The organism is Paenibacillus sp. WLX1005, assembly GCF_046603685.1.
Classification (GTDB): Bacteria; Bacillota; Bacilli; order Paenibacillales; family Paenibacillaceae; genus Saccharibacillus.
Genome location: NZ_CP176756.1, coordinates 3067263 through 3090538 on the forward strand (window position 1 = coordinate 3067263; position 23276 = coordinate 3090538).

The window sequence follows — 23276 nt, forward strand, 5'->3', positions numbered from 1 at the left end:
GAGTGTTGAATGAAGACCAGAATTCTACTATACCTGCTAGTTGTTAAATGTTACGCATAAGTATGTTAAAGATAGTGTAATACAATCAATCTAGCTGTCTATTGACCATGATGTATCATTTTTTAGCTATCGATTTTATCACTGACACAGTAAAGTTATAAGAAATACTTGCAAAATATACAAAACAAGCAGCCGGTTATGACAACCAACTAAATGTGCAACATTAATGGATTTGACTTCATCTTTGATTAATCTAATTAAACTATTAAAGTTATTTCTTATTATGTTTAAATTGAGCTAGATATCAAGTAGAACAGCTCGTCCACTTTACTAATATGTATATTAAGTCCTCATGTTCCAAATTATCCCTTCTAAATACAACGGAATACTAAGTGGATAAGTGAATAGCGAATAATGTCGTAAAATAGAAAATCAGTATAGTTTACCTTTGATGTATAAAAAAGCAACTACGTTATAAAAACGTAGTTGCCTGCATTCATAAAGCTATATAATCCATATTCGAGATTTAATAGCCACAACGAAGATTCAAATCTCAATCTAAATCTAAAGTCAAACAAAATTAAAAGTTATCATACAAAATTGATTAACATTTTTCAAAATTTTATAATAGACTTACGATTTACCTATCAATTCTCCAATTTTATCTACAAGTGTATTCCAATCTGCTAACAATAAACTTGCTGAAACCACTCCACCGCTTATACTGTTTACAAATTTCTTAACACCATCATAGGCTTTTTTTAATCTCGTCATTTTAGGTGAAATATGATTCAATTTGTTCAGTTATTGTTTCCATGTCATCAATTAAAAATTCTTGTTCCTCGGCTGTTAGTTGAGTATTGGTAATTGTAGGGATAAGTTTTTGAATTAGTGCTTTTATATCTTCAATACTTTCACCTGCTGAATGTATGTTCATTACAGCATCCCTACCAGCAGCATTTACATTACCATAATTATGAGCTATGTTCTGCGTTATATTATTTTTCATTGGTTGCTCTCCTTCTAAAATTAGAATCGTTTTAGTAAGCGAATTCACAATAAAATCCACGAGAGGTTTAAATGCTCTTTCTAGAAACTCCCTAACAATGTCATCATATTTTCCCGTTTTAAATACAAATTTATGTGCTATGCCTTTGATTTCTCGATAATCAGAACATAAATGAGATAAAAAATCATACTGTGCTTTAAGATGAAGATCTTCTTCTACAGGAGGAACAATATAGTAACGATAACCGTCCATTTCTTTTTGAAAACAATCACGAAAATCAAAATTTACATTTGATATTTGTTTCTGAAGTACCTGTATTATAATAGGAGAATTATCTATAAAATTTTTAAACCTTTTCAGTTCAATTAACGCTATATCTGCTCTTGCAGTTAACATGTTGCTAGAAACTTTTCTGAAATCTAAACTTAAAGTTCTATATTCTGCTAAAATCACGGAAGATCAACCCCACAATATGCGCAATATACTTTTGAAATACCAGCTAGATATAAAACCTTTTCTTCTTTTCTACACGATAAGCAACATAGTTCTTTTTCAACTGTATACTTGTCTTTTAATTCTGGCAGGTTCACATTCTTTAAAGGCTGATAATCGATTTTAACCATACCTTTACCTCCAGAATTGATACTTTTAGCCATTCCCGCAAACATTTTATTCAATTCTTCATGATAATAATTGGTAATCAAAATTTCTATTTGTTTCAATATTTCTTCAGGATAAAAATCTTCTTTTTCTGAGGTTAATCCACAATAAGGACAAAAAAGATTGATTGTTGTCCCGTCATTCTGATATTCATTTGCCTGCAATTTAAAATCAGATTTACAAAAAGGACATTCAAATTTTATAAATCCCTCGCTATCACCTTGTATAAAAAAAGATATTGAATCCACTCTACTCCCCCTCTAAAAATATTTAATTTGATAAGAAAATCTTAAGCAAGAAACTCAAATGATGTTACTTTTAAATAGATTGCGTATTCCTTAAACATATTTTACTTTAACAGTATAATTGTTTTCCCAAACAAATTAGATTGTTTCCAAGTATATAGACATACACTATTTCAGTGTATATAATATATTTTCTAAAATAATTATCAAGTCTTTAATCATGCGATTTTTGTCACTAGAAAATTCTTGTTTAATCTCTTGATAACGCTTGACAATAAATAGACTTGTAACCAGTAAAACAAAAATTAAAATATTCATAGTCAGAAATATTATTGTTTCTTGACCAACAGATTGTTTATAAAATATACATCAAATATAAAGTGAAATTAGGAATGAATGCTGCTAATGTGGCACTCAGTAAAACAAAAAAAATTTTCTGGATTTTAGGGAGTCTGCCTTTCAAATTAATAATTAAACGTTCCACATTTTTGGGATCAAGTATATCTTCTTCGATTAATTTGTCTCTTACTTTATAGAATTGCCATTCTTCAAAAACTTGTCCCGACCAATTTGTTGGGTTTACTCTGAGAACTCCTTCATTTTTCAAAATTCTAGCAGCCTTGTATCTATAAATTTTTATTGTAGATAATAAACCTACAATTGCGATCACAATATATACGATTACACTAACAATTAGTAGCAAATAATTTTCAGGATTACACTGATAAAAAATCCATGCTACTATAAGAACGGCAAAAATTCCCATAAAGATAAAAATCGCCACATTAGAAAGAGCATGAATGAACTTCATTTTAGAAATAACTACACCTTTTGAAGAAACTTTTTCTTCATAAAATTCTAGTATTTTTCTTTCCATTCTATGTTGATATCCTCCTAGTAAATCAATGTAAAACTATACTATTAATCTTGTTGTTCGAAATCACAAGCCAGCATTATATTACTTTTCTATGATTACTCTAATTAATGGATAGTACAGATTTTATAGAACATCTTCATTTTCAGATAATCGAAGCTTATATAAGTGTATAGCTTCTTGAAATTGCAGAAGCTTAGCATGTGAAATCTTATAAAATGTCTCAGCGATTAGAAGGAGAATAATGCACCATATTACCATTATAGCTGCCAAGCTTATGCCCATTCATCACATCATTGTTTATGACTTTTAAATCTATTATTTTCATTATAAGATTCACATTTAAAGAAATAACGAATGAAGCCATAATCGATATATGCCATCCTCCAAGCTATATTTTTATTTTCTTCAACAGCTCGCTTCACAATAGATTCTACATAATTAATATCTAAATCCTTATGAGTTCTCAACATTTTAAAGTAAAATCCATCAAGGTTGGTACGATCCATCTTCCAGCTTGCATTATCATAAACATATGCAACAAATCGATATTCTTTGTTAATGTGTCGAAAATAGGCACTGCGCAGAATAGTCAATAGAAATGGAATCAATGGCCCAAAAGCTATAGACAGCCATGCCCAGTTGAAAGACCTTTTTTCGCTTAGCTATTGAGAATGTGTATCCGATACTCCAAATCCAAATAATGATCACAATATTTAACACATAATATGGGCTGAACAAAAAAGGCAACATATACCCACCTCTTTCATCACATAACATAATTAGTCCCAATCTACCCCTTGCATTTAAAGTGCTGAAAAATAATTCTCTCTAGTCTTCACCACACAATTTTGTAGTATATAAAATCCCTCTGCTGTCTTAATTGTTCCATCACTATACTCCAAGATCTTCCCTGTATAATCTTCTTCTTCAATATAAATCGTCACTTCAATCCCAGATCGCGCAGCACTATATAGTTGCTCATCCGTTGTTAAGGTCATCATCCGTATGTTCTGTTTCCGCATATTTTCATCCTTTTTCTTATGACTTATCCTGCTTATAAAGCATTAGATTTCCAAACCCTTTAGCGCAACTTCCAAAACTATTTCTAATGATCTAAGCCAAAAGTTATATTACCATGTTCTTTTTTAAATTTTTGTCTTTTTTTGTCGGATTAATAAAATTAATCATATTTCATGCCCATAGAAGCTTATTTTCTTACTACTTGCGTATAATCTTGTCGCATACCTAGCAATATTACTTATTAACAGATTGAGGCGTCCCTATTCTCATGCTAAAATTAAGAACAACAGTTCCCAACACTACGTTATCGTTTCACGAAGCCCCGTCTGCTTGTTACGATTTCGAAGTTTCTATATGTGTAGCACAGTATAGTGATCTATCAAAGATATAGTCGTATACACAATCACAAGCAGCTATGAAGATGAATTTAATAACACTGGGAGCCATCGGGTGATTCACATCCCCGATTATCACATCGTAAAAGGATGATGATCTATGGCGACCTTTCGAAAACTTCCGAGTGGTAAATGGCAAGCACGCGTTTCTCGTGATGGCAAAGAACAGAGTATTGGAACGTTTCGTTCTAAAAAAGAAGCAGAAATCGAAGCCCATCGGGTAGAAGAACGAATTTACTATGGACATATTCTCAATCAACGTCATCTCTTGTTTGAAGAAATCGTCGATTCATGGTTTCGCCACAAAGAAAACGAATTAAAAGACTCTAGTGCAGAGCAGCTAGAAGTCACATTGCGACTTCATATCTTACCTCGATTTGGTCACATGAAATTATTCAAAATTCGTCGATTGGATGTTAAAGAATGGATACAAGATTGTGTTGATCAAGGGTATGCCCATAAAACGTGTACTAAATACCTCAGTACGTTAAAAAGCATTTTTCATTTCTGTATTCATGAGCTGGAAATTTTAGAAAAGAATCCGGCCGATCGTCTTCGTGTTCCAATCAAAGATACCGTGGATTCCAAACCAAAAGTAAAATACTTTACCTATCATGAACTTCATCAGCTTCTAGAGTTCATGAAGCAGTATAAACCTAAACGCTTCAAAAACTATCCACTATACTATACTCTGACGTTATTTTTAAGTCGTACCGGCTTGCGAATCAGCGAAGCGCTCGCTTTGCGCTGGGATGATCTGTCTGACAATCAATTGACCATTCAGCGCCAGACGAATCGGGATAAAAACAATCAGCTAACGATTACGTCACTGAAAAGTTATTCTTCATATCGTACTATTCAACTGGACGATGACTTACTTTACTATTTAGAACAGTTTAAAGAAACCCAAAAAAAGATCGTCTTGAATCCAAATGAAGATAACTTGATTTTCCAAAATGGATGGGGTCAATATTTAATGCCATCGGTCGTTCGAGAGGCATTTGAATCTTATTGCAAACAAGCAGGCGTAGCATATAAAGGAACGCATGGCTTTAGACACACCCATGCCGTCTTGTTATTAGAATCTGGCGCAAGCTTACTTTATGTATCCCGGCGTCTGGGTCATCGAACCATCAAAACAACCGCCGATACGTACCTATCCATTACGAAAAAAATCGAAGAGAATGAACTTCAGAAATTTGCTCGTTATGTTCCTTTGATATCTTAATCGGTACGAAATCGGTATACAGGTGATATGGATTTTAGTTCATTTGTATTTCTATATATCAGTTTAATTCGCATAACATAAAGCATGCACTGTCCCTGTTCCTTGAGTACTTGGGGAGGATAAAAAACACCCTGAGAATTATTTAATCCTCAGGGTAAGTCTAATAGAGCTACTGAATAAAATTAATTTGTATGAGATATAATTTCAGACTGAGATCGACCACTTTCATATCTTCTTGGCATATTCAACGATAATAAAGCTATAGAGGTAATTAACATGCTAATCGACTATACAACCCTTCCTAACTTCAAGATACTCTACGTGCAGTTCCAATCTTTTTTAAGCTTCGGTTAAAGCTGCCGAGCGAGGGTATGATCTGCAATAACTGATATGAATTACACCTCTACAAAACATCTACATAGAACTGTTCCTTCGGTTATTTTCCACTTCACAACACTTGTAAAAAAGAGACTACAATTTATATCTGCTATACATTGATAATCTCCGCTATCGTGCTAAAATTAAGCACAATAGTTCTGAATATAGGAGGTGTCTGGCTCAATCTATCTTATTGAAAAGGAATCATTGTATCGCCAGTTAAAGCAAGGTGAACCTAACAGGATACATATCTATCGATCATTAAAACAAAATAAAATGAACTACAATGGATTATGGATCATATTTCTTTTTGATCTTGGTCGGCACGAAATCGGCACGCTGTCCAAATGAGTCCTTTTTACCACCTTAGCAAGGGGATGATCATCCATCTGTGTATCGAAGAAATCATCTGATCTTGTACCGAATGAACGATGAAAAAACCCTTATCCTATCTACGATTTCACTTACATCGGAGGAACTCACACACTATGATGCGTAACTGGTTTCCACGCTTGCAAGGCAACAGCCGCGGCTGCCTTGCCTTTGAACCGTTTTTTCTAATCCCGTATAGCATGGTCATGACGTATGCCACGCTGTATATGTACGAGCTAGGTGTAACTGAGACGGCGATTGGTTGGATTACGACGCTCAGTCTGATTGTGCAGGTGTTCTCTTCCTTCATTAGTGGATATCTAACCGACCGGATGGGGCGTAAGCGAGCGGTGTTGTATTTTGACTTACTTAGTTGGAGTATGGCGGGTGTGATCTGGGCAGTATCGCAAAATGTCTGGTTTTTCGTCGCGGCTGCGCTAGTGAATGGCTTTCAGCGGATTCCCTCCACCGCCTTTTACTGTCTGGTCGTAGAAGATACGAAGCCTGCTGATCGGACGTATGTATTTACGTTATTACAGATTATTAGCGTAATCGGTGGTCTGTTCGCTCCGCTGGGTGGTTTGTTAGTGTATGCGTACGGGTTAGTGCCGGGTACGCGAATTATGTACATATTGGTCGTTATTTTTATGACTTTTCAATTCATCGGTCGCCATCTAACGACACGTGAGACTGAGATGGGTTATCGTAAAATGAAGGAAACCCGTGATCTCGGTCTGCGGAAAAGTCTGATCGATTATACCGGAGCGATCCGTGAAATTACAGGCAGCCGTGCACTGTTGCTCATCTTCAGCGTATATGTACTATTCAATTTTCAAACAACTTTGAAAACGACGTATTTATCGCTCTACATGGCGGACTATTTACATATTGATAACGATCTAATCTCTTTTGTTCCGGCGGTATCTTCGGTCGTGATGCTGATCGTATTGTGGTTACTCACTCCTCGTGTCCCGGAGCACGGCATATTCAAAGCAATGATGGCTGGCTTTGCGCTATCCGTATTATCCAACCTGATACTCATTGTTGGACCGATTACGCATCTCGGCTGGATTGCTCTTAGTACGGTCATCTCTGCCGTCGGGATGATGATCAGCTCCCCTTATTTGGAAGCGGCGGTTGCCAATGCAATCGACGATGAGAAACGCGCCAAAATCTTCTCCATGCTATCCGTACTTATACTGCTTATCACATCCCCAGCCGGTATTATTGGTGGGTGGGCATACACATTTGATCCACGTATTCCGATCTGTCTGATGATTGGTGCCTTCGTATTGGCATATGTATTGATTGTGTTGTACCAGCGTAGACAGTTACAGCATATTTGATTGCGTAAATTAGAAAGGGGAAACACCTCTGCGCTTGTGGCGGGTGCTTCCCCTTTCACTTTCACTCTCACTCTCACTCTCACTCTCACTCTCATTCTCATTTTACTTTTACTTTTACTTTTACTTTTACTTTTACTTTTACTTTTAAATAACTACAGAAATGAGTCATATTAAAAACAATGATATGCACATTCAACGATACAATGTGTTTTTCTCATATGAATCTATACATAAATGTTATCCAAGATATCTTCTGCATGAAAATGAAGCTGTACGACTTATTTGCTATTCAGATTATTTGCCATTTAGAAAATTCAAGGCATCCTGTCCGATTCTTTCTGCTGGCGTGATACCGCGGAAACGAGTCCAGATATCGCGATCTACCATATAGACGTGGTTGTTCTTCACGGCTTTCAGGTTTTGCCATACCGGTAACGTTTTCCACTCATTGGTAATAGCTTCCGAATCATCCGTAGCGATAAAGATAATATCTGGATCGATGGACGTGATTGTTTCCAGATTCACATCTTTGTAAGGCTCTTTCTCTGTGCCTTCCACTACATTCTCAAAACCGATATCCTGCAATACTTCCCCTGCATACGAGGCGGTTGTATGAGCGTTAAAGCCGTCTTTACGAGCGACACCGATTAGCACTTTTTTATCTTTCATGTTATCGACCTGTTTTTTTAGATCAACCATTGTTTGATTATGCTGTTCAATCCGCGCTGTCGCTTCCGTTTCTTTACCAACCGCTTTGGCGATGATTTCAAAATCCTTCAAACTATCGTCATAGGAGCCTTTACGACTATTCAATACAATCGTTGGTGCAATCGCATCCAGCTGTGCTTTGATTTTGGAATGGCGATCTGTATCCGCGATGATCAGATCGGGTGCTGCCCCAGCAATTTTCTCCAGATCTGGTGTTTCGCGTGTACCAAGTGGCATATATTCAATCGGTTTGCCAGCCAATTTCTCTATCACTTTATCTTTATCATCGTCTGCGATCCCAACCGGTGTAATTCCAAGTGCAAGTAAATCGTCTACAAAAGACCATTCTAGTGCGACTACATGTTGTGCCGGTTGTTGCAATTCGGTTGTGCCCATATCGTGCTGGATGGAAATACCGTTCGTTGTAGCTGTTGTATTCGTTGCGCTGTTTGTGGAAGATTGGCTGTTACCTGCATTACCGCAGCCTGCTAACAGTGCTACGCATGCTCCTCCGATCAGTATGTGCTTTGCCCATTGTTGCCATTTCATGTTCCCGTCCCCTTTATCTCTAATACTCGCTGATAATGAGAATTATTATCAGCCTTGACAGTATAACGCGTTCAAGCGATGATGTAAACCTTCAATTTAATTGTATACAACAAGTATATAGTTTCCAGACAATACATAACGAAAAGGACAAGCCTTTGTATAACAAGTATACAGAGCTTGTCCTTTATCTATTTTGAATCAAATGAGAGAACAATTTTCACGATAAAACTCACCCCAAATCCAATCACTGAAAAGGGTAAACAATTAAAGGTGATCATTCTCCAACGTATTGTTGTGATACGCATGAATAATGCTCGACCATTTATCCAATTGCTGCTCCACATCCTGAACATGCAACGGTTTGGATACAAAATCCTGCATGCCACTTTCCAGACAGAACGCCTTTTCTTCGTCTCGTGCAAATGCAGTTACTGCTACAATAACGGGCAGTGCAGGATTATGCCCGATAGCTCGAATATGACGCGTTGCTTCCATACCGTCCAACACTGGCATATTCACATCCATAAAGATCAAATCATAATCATGCTTTGTCGCCTGCTGTACAGCTTCTTCCCCATTACGAGCAATATCTGCTTCATATCCACGACGTTTCAGAATTGTCAACAATAGCTTGCGATTAATATCATGATCTTCGGCTACTAGAATACGTAATGGACCATACTTGGCTTCATGAGAAGAGTACAGTTTGTCCGGTTCATTCATGCCCGGCTGAATCTCTGGATAATCGCTAGCATTTAGTGCAATCGTAAAGGAAAAGGTAGCGCCTGCTCCTTGTTGACTCTGTACATCAATCGCGCCGCCCATCAACTCTATGATCTTTTTACAAATGGATAGTCCAAGACCTGTTCCTCCATAATGTTGACGGGACTGATTACGAATCTGCGAGAACGGTTGGAACAGTCGTGATTGTTCTTCCTTAGCAATGCCAACACCGGTATCTCTAACTGTAAATCCGATCACGAGCTTCTCTGGATCAGGCTGGTTGATGCAGCGAGCTGCGATGTGTACACCGCCTGTTTCCGTGAATTTGACAGCATTGCCGACCAGATTAACAAGTACCTGCCGTAAGCGACTCCCATCGCTAATGATCGCTTGTGGCAGATGACGATCCAACTCCGTTACAATGCTGATACGCTTCTCAGCGGCTACCGGTTCAAATAATTCGGCTACCTGCGTCAATAGCTCGCCCAGATGTACAGCCTCGTATTCCAATTCCATCCGTCCCGCTTCGATTTTGCTAAAATCGAGCAATTCATTTACGATCTTCAGTAGTTCGTTGCTACTGTTCATAACGATACCAGCGTATTCTTTCTGTACGTCCTGTTCCAACGTTTCCGCTAACAATTCCATCATACCGATCATACCATTCATAGGTGTACGCAATTCATGACTGATAATCGCTAGAAATTCTGATTTGGCACGGTCAGCCTGCTCCGCAATTTCACGTGCCTGAATGATCCGATTTTCTTCCGTACGATCTCGGAATACAATAACCATACCGACACGTACACCATGGTCCACAATCGGTGTTACACGATAGGATGCGAGAAAACTCGTATGATCTTTGCGCCATAATACCGCTTCATCCCGCTCCAACGTGTAGCCTTCATGTAACGTCTGCCAGATCGGTGTCTCACCTGAGATGATCGGACTTCCATCTGGACCGCTTTGTTCAAATTCCAATAGCTGCTTTTGTCCTACCATTTCGCTAATATCATAACCAAGCATACGTGCCGCAGATGGATTGGCGAAGATTGTCCGTCCATCCAGATCGACACCGAAAATACCTTCTGAAACGGAGTTCAGAATAAGTTCCTGCTGATTGCTTAACTTATAGATCTGATCGATCTGTTCATTCCGCTCAGTTACATCCTGCACAATCGCATACACACCAACTAATTCTTCTTCCACATAGATCGGTACATTGGTGACATCTACATCCACCTTATGACCATCTTTGTGAATCGTCTCGATTTCATACGATTGCGGCCGTCCTTGCTTCGCCTGCTCAAACCGTTCCACCGTATAATCAAGATCATGGGGTGCGACCAAGGCGTGAAACTTGCCTTGGACCAGCTCTTCCTCTTTGTACCCAAGAATCTGCTCAAAGCTAGTATTGGCGGACAAATAAGCACCATCTAGACCAAGAGCATGAATACCAAGCGGGTTAAAATCAAACAAAGATTTGTAGCGACTTTCGCTTTCTTTTAATCGACGTTCATTTTCGCGCCGTTCACTAATATCGCGTGTAATCGCTAGTACTTCGATCGGATTGTCTTGTTGATCCAATACCAAACGGCAGACGGATTCCGCCCAGAAATACGTTCCATCCCGGCGCAAATTACGGAAGGTAAGCGTTATTGCTACATTTGGCTGCAAACCGTTACGCAGCTGATGAATCAGAACTTGCCGATCTTCAGGATGAACATAATCGAAACCGGCTGTACCGACCATCTCTTCCGCTGTGTACCCCATCAGTTTCTCACACGCAGGTGAAACTGCCGTATACGTAGACCCAGCATCCAAGCGATGATGACTAATGATATCGTCCGTGTAATTCATTATATTTTGATAACTTTGCTTGAGTCGAATGAACTCATCATATTCCTGTTTACTGATTATGATGTCTTCCATATGTGTGTAGGCTCCTTATGATTAACGGTTACACTGATTTATACATATACTATCATGGACAGCATCGTATTTCAGCCAGACCTTCTCTATATGCATCTTGTACAAGGTAACAATATACGATTCATGCTACTGTATTCTTTTCACCTGATATGCAAATAGACAAACAAAAAACAATAAAATTGACGCTGTCCATTATTATACATATTCAGGATGCAGCAATATACTTCATGATCTAAGCTTTTCTTCATTTTACATTGTTCGCGATATTCTTGTAAACAAATAATATATATATATCCTAGCTGGAATTCAAATATCTGAAATGAATAAGAAAAGGATCTCTCCATTCAATAGGAAAGATCCTTTTCTTATTCATTATTCCGTATATGATACTAACTCATCGTACAACGTTCATTCAAATTATAAGCGTGCTTCCTGATATACATCCAGATATTCACGTGCGGATGCTTGCCAGCTGTAATCGCCGCTCATAGCATTTTTCATAATTTGTTTCCAGTGCTTCGGCTGTTCATGGAAAGAGATTGCACGGCGGATCGTATACAACATGTCATGAGCATTGTAAGAGTGGAACGTAAAGCCATTGCCTTCGCCTGTCGATTCATTGTACGACTGCACGGTATCATTCAGACCCCCAGTCTCGCGTACGATGGGAATACTTCCATAACGCAGTGCCAGCAATTGACTAATACCACATGGTTCAAATTGCGATGGCATCAAGAACATATCGCTACCGGCATAGATCCGGCGGGCTACCCCTTCGCTAAACCGAATTTCCGCTGCCAACCGTTCAGGATGACGATACGCGGCTCCGCGGAACCAGTCTTCATATTGCTGTTCGCCTGTACCGAGCAGTACGAATTGTACATTATTGTAATAAAGCAGTTCATCCAGCACACGAGTGACGAGATCCAACCCTTTGGATTCGACGAGGCGCGTAACCATCGCGACAACGGGAACACTCGCGTCTACAGGTAAACCAAGTTCTTCTTGCAATGCTGCTTTATTTTGCAATCGTTTATTGGTAGCACTGCGATAATGAGCATTCAGATACGGATCGGTAGCAGGGTTATAACTTTTCGTGTCCACGCCGTTCACGATACCACGCAGACGACCGCCGAGCGAAGTCAGCAAACCGTCCAGACCATAACCGTAATACGGCATTTTGATCTCTTCGGCGTATGTAGGACTAACGGTAGTTACCCGGTCAGCGAAAACAACACCCGCTTTGAGGTAATTCACATTGCCATAATACTCGACTCCTTCTGCCTGGAAATAACGATCATCCAGTCCAAATAACGCACCCAAAATCGAATAAGGAAATACACCTTGATACAGCAAATTATGAATCGTGAATACCGTACGAATATTAGAATAAAACGGCAAAGCCTGATATTGTGCTTTGAGCAGCAATGGAATCATGCCTGTATGCCAATCATGCGTGTGAATAATATCCGGCTGGAAATCGATAACTGGCAAAATATCCAGTACAGCCCGGCTAAAGAACGCAAAACGTTCACCGTCATCATCGTATCCATAAATGCCTTCACGTCCAAAATAATATTCATTGTCCAGCAGGTAGAAAATAATCCCGTCTTGCTTAAATTGCTTGATGCCACAATATTGACTGCGCCAGCCTACTTGTACCTGCACAACATCTACCAGCGTAGCCTGATTGCGAATCGCTTCACTAATGCTGGAATATTGCGGTATGACGACGCGTACATCGCATTTTTCCTTTTTCAACGCTGCGGGCAGCGCACCGATCACGTCTGCCAACCCACCTGTTTTAATAAAAGGGTTTGCTTCTGCTGCTGCAAATAAAATATTCATGCAAAATCCTCCTTTTGGATGTAACAGTATCGCCAGCAAGCATCCATCTCATTGTTAACGATCGCTGCGCTTGACTGCTTTACCGGTATGTCGTTTCAATATAATAACGCTGAGGGGTGGAATGGTCAGCAGTACACTGTTCTCCTGACGATCCCACGGAACTTTCTCGGATCGCAGCAACGATTCGGTTCGTCCGCCTGTTCCGCCGAACCGTGGCTCATCGCTATTCCAGATTTCCCGATAAGTGCCTGCTTTTGGTACACCGATCCGGTAATTGACGCGTGGCACTGGCTGAAAGTTAATCATAATCAGCAGAGTATCAGCGGCTTTTTTGCCTTTGCGCATGTAGGTAATCAGACTGTTGGCGGCATCATCGGCATTTAACCACTCATACCCTTCCCAATCGTGATCCTTCTCCCATAACGCTGGGGATGCTGCATACAGATGATTTAGCTCACGCGTATAATCCAGCATGTTACGGTGCATTTCATAATCGAGCAGCAACCAGTCCAATTGATCCTGATCTTTCCATTCGATAAACTGACCAAATTCGCCGCCCATAAACAGCAGCTTTTTACCGGGATGGGTCATTTGATAGGCCAGCAACATACGCAAGCCTGCAAACTTCTGTTCATACGAACCGGGCATTTTATCCAGCAGCGACTTTTTACCGTGTACGACTTCATCATGAGACAGCGGTAACGTAAAGTTCTCGGAATAAGCATATACGAGTGGGAATGTTAACAGATTATGATGTGCAGGCCGCTCATCAAAGGGCGTCTCTACATAATCCAGCGTATCGTTCATCCAGCCCATACTCCATTTATAATTGAAGCCCAATCCATTCTCATGTGCTGGTCGCGTTACACCAGGCCATGCACTAGATTCCTCCGCCATCATCAACGTGTGCGGGAAATAATGAAATACCGTCTTGTTCAACTGTTGCAAGAATGAGATGGCTTCCAGATTCTCTACCCCACCATGTTGATTCGGACGCCAGCCGCCGCCTTCACGTTCAAAGTCAAGCCGGATCATACTTGTCACCGCATCCACACGCAATCCATCAAAGTGATACACGTCCAACCAGTATAGCGCACTAGAGATCAGAAATGAACGCACTTGCGGTTTGCCGAAATCGAACGATAATGTACCCCAACCATGCTTCTCTGCACGGTCTGGAGCTGAATATTCGTATAATGGCGTTCCATCGAACTGGCGCAGCCCATGCGCATCTTTTGTAAAATGACCAGGCACCCAATCCAGCAATACCCCAATATTATGCTGATGGCATTGATCGACAAAGTACATAAGATCCTGCGGAGTACCATATCGACTCGTTGGTGCAAAATAACCTGTCGCTTGATAACCCCACGACAGATCGTATGGATGCTCTGTCAGTGGCATCAGCTCTACATGTGTATAGCCCATATCCACTAGATAAGGAATCAGCAGCTCCGCCATCTCCCGATAGCTGTACAGACTGCCATCTTGCTTTTGCTTCCATGTGCCAAAGTGCATTTCATAAATATTCACCGGACGCTGATACAACGGGCGGCGTTTGCGACGCCATGCCGCGTCCTGCCATTTGTATCCGCCTAGTGATGTAACGATCGATGCTGTAGCTGGACGTACTTCCGCATGAAACGCATACGGATCTGCTTTGAAAATGGCTTCTCCATGCTGCGATGTCATATGGTATTTGTACACACTGCCTTCAGACACATCATCAAAAAATCCCGTCCAGATTCCCGTATCGTCCAGTTTATGTAGTAAATGATGTTCTCCGTTCCAGCCATTCCAATCACCAGCTACACCTACCTGTACAGCATGGGGCGCCCAAACTGTAAAACGGACTCCGCTTTTCCCGTCTTCGGAAGATAGATGTGAGCCAAACTGACGATAAGCATGATAATTGGTTCCTTCATGAAACAGATAAATGTCCTCAGAACCGGGCAAATGAGATTGCGAATGTAATTGTTTCAAAAAATCACCTCCAAAATGGATGCCAAACTGCTAGAAACACATTAGGAAAATAATTCCTTTCCGCTATATATGTTCCCCTTTTTCACAGTCATAAGATGTATTCATGAACGTCGTTCTACCTAATAATAGATTCCGCACGGTAGCGACTACCTCTACTTAACTACATGTATTACCCTTTTCCATTCAAATTGAATAGAGCAAATAAGAATTGAGACTGATTCCTTGTTCCAATAAGCATATTCCTTGCTACTATCGCATTCTACTCTATTGTATAGCGATAAAAGCAGAAATACCATGTACAGAAGTTCGGCAATTATTTCGATTTGTCAATTGAATTATTTTTCAGTGAAATCGCCCGCCGTTACTGGTGTTTCACCGCGTTCGACATAATTTATAAAATTTTACAATTTCAATTGTTTCAACAGGGATAGGAGACGTTTATAACACTAATACATTGTCAACTGTGCGTTGTCATGAAAATGGGAGGGAAAACATCATGAAAAAGACAAATAAAGATTGCATCGCTATGTTGCTGGCCGGGGGCGAAGGACGCAGGCTGGCTCCTTTGACGTCCGTTATTGCTAAACCAGCAGTACCGTTCGGCGGTGACTACAAAATTATAGATTTTCCTCTTAGTAACTGTGTGAATTCCGGGATCGATACAGTCGGGGTATTGACCCAATATGAAGCACAATCGCTGCATGACCATATCGGTCAAGGCAACGCGTGGTCTACGGCAGACCAATCTATGAATATTACACTACTGTCATCGGAACGTACCGGTGAATATACAGGTACAGCAGATGCCATTTATAAAAATATCGAATATATTGACCAAATGAATCCAAAAGATGTGTTAATCCTGTCAGGTGATCATATCTATCATATGGACTATAATGAAATGCTGCAATACCATAACGAAAATAAAGCACAGGCGACAATCGCAGTGGTCGAAGTACCATGGGATGAAGCAAGCCGTTTCGGTGTGATGAGCACAGATGATGACATGAATATCACCAAGTTCTCCGAGAAGCCAGCACAACCAGAAAGTAACCTTGCTTCGATGGGAATCTATGTGTTCGATTGGCAATATCTCAGACAACACCTGATTGCTGATGCAGCACAGGCAGATTCCAGTCATGACTTTGGCAAAAACATCATTCCGCAAATGCTGGCGGATGGCGAGAAAGTCGTAGCTTATGAATTCCTTGGCTATTGGAGAGACGTTGGTACAATCAACAGTCTGTGGGAAGCTCATATGGATATTCTGCAACACAATCGTCAATTTGAACTTAAAAATGCAGAATGGCCGATGTTCTCTGCTGATTTTAATCCACTGGAAAACAATAACCACGATACTGCACCAGATTGCTCGATGGTGAGCAGCAAAGCAGTATTGGACGGTACAGTGGAACAATCCGTTGTATTCAACGGCTCTACCATCGGCAAGCAAGCTGAAGTAAACAATAGCGTTATTATGCCCGGTGCAAGCATCGGTAAACACGCACGCATCCAGTACGCTATCGTTGCCGAAGGCGCAACTGTCAAAGACGGTGCCGTTGTTATCGGTACACCGGAAGAAATCGCTGTGGTGGCACCTTACGATACCGTATATGCGAAACCATCCGTACGCACACAACCAGCACGTCTGCTGCAAGAAGTATACGACAAATCTGGTCGTGTTCATGCAGGTGGCATGTCCTCTTAATATCTGCTTTACAGTAGATCATACTATTGGATTCTATACGCAATGATTGATTATATACAAAAAAGAAGCTGTTCTCTGAACACCATATGGTGTTACGGAGACAGCTTTTTTTCATGAGTTAGCGTATACTAATTCGACTACTATTTTGTATTCACTATACTATTCAGTTCCTGTGTCTAATGTAGAGGATGTATCGGTAATATAGGAGCGACTTGGAGAAATATCCACGAATTGCTTGCCAATCGTCACATCGTTGAACAGCGGCTCAAACAACGTCGCTGGTGCGTACAATACTCCATTCTTCCGCGTCAACTTTTCATCCAATACATAATCACCAGAAAGATCAATTACCTTTAATGTTCCCTTAACCTTCATCTGAGTGCTATTGGGATACAAGATAATATGCTGGATCGGCGCTTCGACCTGAATATCCTTTGTACTCTGTTGCCAGATCACCTGATAACCGAGTGCTTCAGCAGTCAAGCGTAAAGGAACCATTACTGTACCTTGAGCAGTACGATAAGGAGCCGCATGATCTGTATTGACCGTTTTGCCATCGATTTGCAATGGATACGCAGGTGTTTGCTCCGCTGCTTGCGCAGGGAATGTGAATCCAGTTAAACTGCATGTCAACATGGCAGCAATTAGCCATTTTTTCATCATCTTCATTCATCCTTTCTTTGCCTTCTATCGTTTAGACGAAGCCCGCTGATAGAAAGTTACCGATGAATACAGATGAAGACAATGAATATGTGTTACTGCGGTTGCGACTGTGACAAAGCTCGCCATTCCTCTTCCAGTATTGCCATTTCATAAACGCTATAATATTGACCGTTTATATAGGCGGTATCTCGCATCAAGCCTTCTTTACGAAATCCACAAGACTCATACAAACCCGCTGCTTGCTCATTATAGTCAAAAACGGCTAATGTAATCCGATGCAAATTCAGCGCCTCAAAGCCAATACGCAGACCTTCCAGCACCATTTGTCGACCGTATCCTTTGCCACGTGCATGAGGATCACCGACCAGCACACGAGATAGGCGAGCGGATTTATTTTTGTGATCAATCCGGGTTAACGACATATGACCAATTGTTTGTTCACTCTGCCGATTCACTACTGCATAGATCAGCCCATCAGAATGTAGCGGATGATTGGCATCCTGAATGTACGTTTCCAGATCTGCACGCTGCAATGGATAGTTCCACATCGGACCTGCCCATTGCATAAGCATCTGCTGATCTTGCTGTGCTGTCCAGCTCAGCATCGTATCAAAATCTCGTTCGCCAAAATAGTGCAATCTCAGTTCATTGTCTACTGCTGGCGGTAACTTTTCATATAAGCTGGCAAGTTTGCCGTTGACATCATGCGTACCCATATAGCGAAAATGCTGCTGTTGATAAAATCGGTTCAACGGCACCAACTCAGCCAGACAGTCAAGACGAAGCCCTTTTTTGCCTTGATCGGCTGCTCGCTGCACTGCCCAATCCAACATCGCAGCTCCCAAACGTTGACTACGGAATTGACGTAGAACGGTCAGACGATGCAGATAGTAATACTCGGAATCATTTTTATGCTGCCAATAATCGGGATCATCTTGTTGAAGAGTGAACATTCCTGCCGGTTCCCCTTCATATTCAGCGATATATACTTCACGCTCCACAAAATAACTACGAATTAGTTCTGGTGTGAACAATACGCGTCGCCATTGCCCAATGCCTTTCTCTTCCATCCAATCCGCAGCCTCAACTAGAAAATCAGTAATCAGCTGTTCTTCGCCTTCGACAGCACGACGAATATGCAATCCAGTGACAGATGTTGGTTGCTGTTCATTTGACATCATATAGCTCCTCCCCATCCTCTATGTATGTTATAAAATATCCCCGTCCAGCAATGCTGGTTACGGGGATATTTTACAATTATGAATTCACAACAAGTGGAATGATGATGATTTTATTCTAATTCATCCGTGTTTTCTATAGACCGAATCGCAGTAAGTTGTTTCTCCTGCAAAGGCAGCTCTATAATTACCGTTGTTCCTTGATCCAGTTCGCTTTCGATACTCATATCACCTTTGTGCAGCTGAACAATCTGCTGGGTAATGGCAAGCCCTAATCCGGTACCACCTTGATTCGGATTGACTTGGAAGAAGCGATCTTTAACCTTTTCCAGAAACTCTGCACTGATGCCGATCCCGGCGTCTTTGACCAGAATACGCACGCGCTGTGGTGCAGTTTCCTGAATGCTCAATTGGATGGTCGAATCATTAGGCGAGAACTTGATCGCATTATCGACCAGATTCAGAAACACTTGCTTCAAACGGTTCCCGTCTGCGTGCACAATATACGCGGCATCGCCCGGTTCCAGATTGAGCTTAATCTGCTTCTGCTCTGCCTTCGCCCAAACATTGAGCATCGTTTCCTGCAACACTTCTTTGAGATTCACTTCGCCCATAACAAGCTTCATCTGATTTTGCTGTAATTTGGAAAAGTCTAGCATCTCCTCGACTAACCCAATCAGACGCTCTGTTTCTTTGGAAATGATGCTCATGCCTAGCTTCGTTTCCTCTGGGTCAAAACCGCCAGAAACAAGCGTCTCACTCCAACCTTTAATCCCAGTTAATGGGGTGCGCAGTTCATGCGAGATAGAGGAGATAAAATCGTCCTTAATCTGATTACTGCGCACAATCTCGTCTGCCATATAATTCAGCGTAGAGGCAAGATCGCCGATCTCATGCGGATAATTGCCCTTGATCCTGACGTTGAAATCACCCTTCGCCATCATTGTCGATACCCCGATGATGTTGTTAATCGGCTTCACGATAGAGTTGGCAAGTCCAATACTGACCATCAAGACGATTACGAGAATGATAACACCAATGCCTGCCGAAACGAGCGTAATGTAAAACAGCTTCTGGTTCACCAATTCTAATGAAGTCACATAACGAACAAGATATTCCTTATCGCCATTGACCTTGATTAGATGCGAGACCGCCATCACATCTTCACCCGTTCCAGACTGCTTGCCGATCCAGCGTGCACTAGTAACTGAACCGGACGTTATCTGTGTCACATCATTCGTTTTGACCGGCTTATCCACAATAAAGGAGGTTGAATTTTGCAGTACATTGCCCTGTGTGTCCAGTACTTGTACTTCCGCTTTGTCCAAACTGTAGTTGGATATGATATCCCGGTAATTTGCCGGTACGCGTGTGTTATCAAACGATGACTGCAAGTAGTTGGAGATGCCGTCATAGTAATACGTCCGGATGGCGAATAAAAACACCAGTTCCACGAGCAATATCGTCAAAAAGACAACGATAAAGTAATGCAGAACAATCTGTCGGGTCATCCCCTTTTTGATCATTATGAATCCCGGCCTCTCCATTTATACCCATGGCCCCATACCGTTTGCAGGAATTCCGGCTCGGATGGGTTGTTTTCGATTTTTTGACGCAGGCGACGGATATTCACATCGACAATCTTCGGATCGCCCATATACTCCTTGCCCCATACATGATCAAGCAGCAAATCACGGCTAAGCGGCGTATTTTCCTTTTCCAAGAAAAATTGTACCAGCGAAAATTCAGTTGGTGTCAATTCGATTAGCTTGCCGCTTTTTTTGAATTGTTTGGAGATCAGATCCAGTGTGAATGGACCGGATTCAAATGATACTTTTGTATTCGATTCGCGCTGCACATTGACACGACGCAGCAGCGATTGAATACGCGCAATCAGTTCCGTCGGGCTAAACGGCTTGCTTACATGATCATCAGCTCCGACGGACAAGGCATAGACTTTGTCCTGCTCCTGCACTTTGGCAGTTAGGAAAATAATACCGATACGCTCATTCTTCTCACGAATCCGGCGACACACTTCAAAACCATCAATGCCCGGTACCATAACATCAAGCAGCGCAATATCGATATCCGGTACAGTTTCCAGCATATGCAGTGCCTGCTCGCCGTTCTCTGTTTCCAGCACTTCAAAGCCATTGCGCTTTAGGTTAATAATAATAAAACTACGAATTGATTCTTCATCTTCCATGATCAGCACTTTGCTCATGAATGATCCCCTCCAAGATACCTGGTTGATTGATATTGCCTGTTATTGTTAGTTTTGTACGATATTGATTTTGCTATTTTCCCAGAGGGCGATAATCTGACCACGATTCTGGGCGATGACTTTCCAGTCGCCGTTATGATTATTCCAATCGCTTTCGCTAAAGAAACGGACTTCAGCGACTTTTTCCCCGGTATCCTTAAGAATGAAACGAATATCCTGATTTTTGTTCGATTTTGTATCGATTGTCAGCTTATCGTTCCAGTCCGGTGCAATTCGGATAACAAATCGACCCTGATCATCACGGTACTGCTGACTGACCAGCTTAGTTAATTGACTACCGCCATTCCATTGATAGTAGTACGTCCAGCGCGGAGTTTCTGTAGGCGAGATATTTTCCCAACCTTCTGGTACAACATCTCTGCCAATTTCCAGAATCCCATCATTGTTAATATCTTCACTGGCAATTTGAATATTTTTGAATGTTGCCAGTAAGCTACGTGGGAATACATCCACCAGCTCATTATTTTCCATGACGATCAAATGGGTCAGCCCGGATACACCAAGCGCTTCATCCAGAATAATACCGTTCTGATTGGAAGTCACTTTACCAGCGATCGTATTGTAGAAACTTTCGACACTGTTAGCCAGATCGATGCTGTCTATTTCCTGAAACCCGTTTTTGTAACGATATACAGTCACTTTGACATAGCCCAGATTTTCCTGATCGCCAAACTTGTCGATGGTTGCGATAGCAAGTTCATTCACACCATCTCCATCCAGATCGGTAATAAAGTAATACGAATACGGCATTTCGCTAACGGTCTTTAGAACGCCTTTGTCATAGCTATAAATAACGAGCGTCTTCAGCCCCGTATCTGAATTGGAAATTCCGCTATTGGAGTAGCCTACAATGATATCGCGTTTTCCATCATGTGTAATATCGCTAATCTCCACACTCTCCAGCGTGAATCCTGCACCTTCAATCGTATCTTTCTTTACCCATGTATCGCCAGATTTTTCAAAAATCAGACCGTTAATCCGACCATCGAATGTCTGGTAAAATACAATCGTCTCACTCGTTCCATCGCCATCCAGATCGACGGTCTGAATTTTGCTGGAATTGCCGTTTTTGGGACTTTGAATGCTAGCTCCCTCAGGTAATTCAGAACTAATCAAACTGCTCAATGTTTGTTTGTCTGAAGGCAGTTGTGGCGTCTGAATCAACGTTTTCGGATCAGCCAGCGGATTAAAGCTGCAACCGCTCAAAATGAATAGCAGCCCTGCGGTTGCCAGCAACTTGATCCAGATGCTTTTGCTCATCATATCACTCTCTCATAAAAAGGAACGGCGTACCGCCCCATTGTTCAAATTCCCACCGTGTATTGTAATTTCATAACCAGCCGGTTCTGTCCGGTCTGTTCTCTGTGTAGCATAAGAACTCACATTGTTGTACGTGATCCGTATCTCTAAGGCAAACTATAACAACCGTCGCTCGGCACTAGTCAGTCGTCTTCCTTTGATATCAAACGATATATGACCATCCTGCATACCGATAATGCGCGTTGCATAGCGTTCAGCCAGTTCCAATGGAATAACGGAGATGACGGTCAGTCGCTCGCTGCTGCACAATCCGCGCAGCGTTTTGATCACTTCTTCGCCGGAGCGAGGATCAAGACCAGTGATCGGTTCATCTGCCAGAATCACCTTTGCGCCATGTGCCAGCGCGCGCGCAATTGCAACACGCTGCTTTTCACCGCCGCTTAGCGTACCAGCTTTTTGATGTGCTTTGTCCAGCAAGCCTAGCGTTTCCAAAACATCCATCGCACCCATGTAATCATCCGAACGCACCATACCGGTTACCATACGCCAAATTGGCGTCTGCCCAGGTTGACCGATCAGCACTGTTTTCAGTGCTGTACGTTCTGGATGAAGCTGCGGACTTTGTTCCAGAAACGACCACTCTCTGCTAATTTTGCGTTTGCCACTAAAGCCCGATTTTAAAATATCTGTATCGCCAACACGGAAACTGCCTTCCGTCCAGCTTTCTTTCATGGCCAGACATTTGAGCAGCGTACTTTTACCACTACCGCTCGGTCCGACCAGTGCGATCATTTCGCCGTGTTGAATTTCCAGGCTAACATGATCCAGCACACGGGTTTTATGCTCGCCGACCGTTTTGGTCAGATGTTCAATTTGAATCATCGACATCTATTGCTGACCGCCTTTCTGC

At 41.4% G+C, this 23276-nt stretch carries 17 protein-coding genes; 3 read left to right on the top strand and 14 right to left on the bottom strand.

Going from position 1 to position 23276, the window contains the following annotated elements:
* Window positions 1–775: 775 nt before the first annotated feature.
* From ACE3MZ_RS13085 to ACE3MZ_RS13100, 4 genes are all read right to left on the bottom strand, one after another.
* The gene (locus ACE3MZ_RS13085) at window positions 776–1462 is read right to left on the bottom strand and encodes a hypothetical protein (protein WP_411342606.1); all 687 of its coding nucleotides are present in this window, start codon (window positions 1460–1462) and stop codon (window positions 776–778) included.
* A complete protein-coding gene (locus ACE3MZ_RS13090) occupies window positions 1459–1917 on the bottom strand; it encodes a hypothetical protein (RefSeq protein WP_411342607.1) in 459 nt (152 codons plus the stop codon). The genes ACE3MZ_RS13085 and ACE3MZ_RS13090 overlap by 4 nt, the downstream gene beginning before the upstream one ends.
* 352 nt (window positions 1918–2269) lie before the next feature.
* Complete coding sequence (locus ACE3MZ_RS13095) at window positions 2270–2791, bottom strand: hypothetical protein (RefSeq protein WP_411342608.1); 522 nt, start codon at window positions 2789–2791, stop codon at window positions 2270–2272.
* Between the two features lie 803 nt (window positions 2792–3594).
* Window positions 3595–3813: a hypothetical protein gene (locus ACE3MZ_RS13100; RefSeq protein WP_411342609.1), complete on the bottom strand. Its 219-nt coding sequence runs from the start codon at window positions 3811–3813 to the stop codon at window positions 3595–3597.
* A 493-nt stretch (window positions 3814–4306) separates the two neighbouring features.
* Between ACE3MZ_RS13100 and ACE3MZ_RS13105 the strand changes: the two genes are divergently transcribed.
* Window positions 4307–5434: a tyrosine-type recombinase/integrase gene (locus ACE3MZ_RS13105; RefSeq protein WP_411342610.1), complete on the top strand. Its 1128-nt coding sequence runs from the start codon at window positions 4307–4309 to the stop codon at window positions 5432–5434.
* Between the two features lie 866 nt (window positions 5435–6300).
* Complete coding sequence (locus ACE3MZ_RS13110) at window positions 6301–7530, top strand: MFS transporter (RefSeq protein WP_411342611.1); 1230 nt, start codon at window positions 6301–6303, stop codon at window positions 7528–7530.
* A 294-nt stretch (window positions 7531–7824) separates the two neighbouring features.
* Here the strand turns inward: ACE3MZ_RS13110 and ACE3MZ_RS13115 are convergent, their stop codons facing one another.
* From ACE3MZ_RS13115 to glgB, 4 genes are all read right to left on the bottom strand, one after another.
* Window positions 7825–8787 (bottom strand): ABC transporter substrate-binding protein, encoded by a 963-nt coding sequence (locus ACE3MZ_RS13115; protein ID WP_411342612.1) that lies wholly within the window; start codon window positions 8785–8787, stop codon window positions 7825–7827.
* A gap of 264 nt (window positions 8788–9051) precedes the next feature.
* Complete coding sequence (locus ACE3MZ_RS13120; RefSeq protein WP_411342613.1) at window positions 9052–11442, bottom strand: PAS domain S-box protein; 2391 nt, start codon at window positions 11440–11442, stop codon at window positions 9052–9054.
* Between the two features lie 417 nt (window positions 11443–11859).
* On the bottom strand, window positions 11860–13290 hold the full coding sequence (glgA, locus tag ACE3MZ_RS13125; RefSeq protein WP_411342614.1) for a glycogen synthase GlgA: 1431 nt from the start codon (window positions 13288–13290) through the stop codon (window positions 11860–11862).
* A gap of 54 nt (window positions 13291–13344) precedes the next feature.
* Complete coding sequence (glgB, locus tag ACE3MZ_RS13130) at window positions 13345–15273, bottom strand: 1,4-alpha-glucan branching protein GlgB (protein WP_411342615.1); 1929 nt, start codon at window positions 15271–15273, stop codon at window positions 13345–13347.
* Window positions 15274–15769: 496 nt separating this feature from the next.
* On the opposite strand from glgB, the gene ACE3MZ_RS13135 reads away from it, so the two are divergent.
* Window positions 15770–16981, top strand: a complete 1212-nt coding sequence (locus tag ACE3MZ_RS13135) for a glucose-1-phosphate adenylyltransferase (protein WP_411342616.1) — start codon at window positions 15770–15772, stop codon at window positions 16979–16981.
* A 159-nt stretch (window positions 16982–17140) separates the two neighbouring features.
* Here ACE3MZ_RS13135 and ACE3MZ_RS13140 read toward each other — a convergent pair whose 3' ends face one another.
* The 6 genes from ACE3MZ_RS13140 to ACE3MZ_RS13165 form a co-directional block, all read right to left on the bottom strand.
* A complete protein-coding gene (locus ACE3MZ_RS13140; protein ID WP_411342617.1) occupies window positions 17141–17644 on the bottom strand; it encodes a stalk domain-containing protein in 504 nt (167 codons plus the stop codon).
* A 92-nt stretch (window positions 17645–17736) separates the two neighbouring features.
* Complete coding sequence (locus ACE3MZ_RS13145) at window positions 17737–18825, bottom strand: GNAT family N-acetyltransferase (RefSeq protein WP_411342618.1); 1089 nt, start codon at window positions 18823–18825, stop codon at window positions 17737–17739.
* Window positions 18826–18935: 110 nt separating this feature from the next.
* Window positions 18936–20348, bottom strand: coding sequence for an ATP-binding protein (locus ACE3MZ_RS13150; RefSeq protein WP_411342619.1), 1413 nt, complete (start codon window positions 20346–20348; stop codon window positions 18936–18938).
* Complete coding sequence (locus ACE3MZ_RS13155) at window positions 20348–21046, bottom strand: response regulator transcription factor (RefSeq protein WP_367058456.1); 699 nt, start codon at window positions 21044–21046, stop codon at window positions 20348–20350. Before ACE3MZ_RS13155 ends, ACE3MZ_RS13150 begins: the two co-directional genes overlap by 1 nt.
* A gap of 48 nt (window positions 21047–21094) precedes the next feature.
* Window positions 21095–22369: an FG-GAP repeat domain-containing protein gene (locus tag ACE3MZ_RS13160; protein ID WP_411342620.1), complete on the bottom strand. Its 1275-nt coding sequence runs from the start codon at window positions 22367–22369 to the stop codon at window positions 21095–21097.
* 153 nt (window positions 22370–22522) lie between these two features.
* Complete coding sequence (locus ACE3MZ_RS13165; protein WP_411346788.1) at window positions 22523–23248, bottom strand: phosphonate ABC transporter ATP-binding protein; 726 nt, start codon at window positions 23246–23248, stop codon at window positions 22523–22525.
* Window positions 23249–23276: the final 28 nt, after the last annotated feature.